The sequence below is a fragment of the Enterococcus sp. E4-150 genome, from assembly GCF_035726465.1.
GTDB lineage: Bacteria > Bacillota > Bacilli > Lactobacillales > Enterococcaceae > Enterococcus_B > Enterococcus_B faecium.
Genome location: NZ_JAPRGK010000046.1, coordinates 1 through 533, shown reverse-complemented (window position 1 = coordinate 533; position 533 = coordinate 1). Strand labels below are relative to the sequence as shown.

Genomic DNA, 533 nt, shown 5'->3' with positions numbered 1-533 from the left:
CGGAACGGATATAGTAATGCCCTTAAGGGCAAGCTTTTCATGGATTTTATGGCTAATATATCCTTTGTCCCCTAGGATATTGGGAAGATTCGCTTCTTCCGATAAAGTCTCTAACACTTTCACGTCAGGGACACCTGGATTCGCGATTGAGTAAGTAATCGGAAAGCCAGTCTTAGTAACGATCATATGAATTTTAAGACCATAAAAATAAGATTTTTTTGTTGAGTTATAGCCAACTTTGGCTATTTGATTCAATAGTTTTGCTTGTCTATTTCTAACTGGTTTACATAATGGACTAGGAAAACTATCTATAATTCCGACTAGTTCACCTTTGGTGAGCTTCTTGATGAAAAAGTATCGAATAATCTTGATAGTGTAAGCTAAGTTTGAACTTAAGCGAGTGAATCGACTCCTACTAGGAAAGTCACCATTAGGAAATAAGACGGAACAAACCGCTCTATACGTGGCTCTTTGGCTAGTATAGCCATTAATTATGCCCCATATAACACAAGCAATAATCACTGTATCGCGTT

Annotated in this window: 1 protein-coding gene; it reads right to left on the bottom strand. The window is 37.3% G+C overall.

Going from position 1 to position 533, the window contains the following annotated elements:
- On the bottom strand, positions 1 to 533 hold a 533-nt coding region (locus OZ002_RS13295), incomplete at both ends, for an IS982 family transposase (protein WP_325083497.1).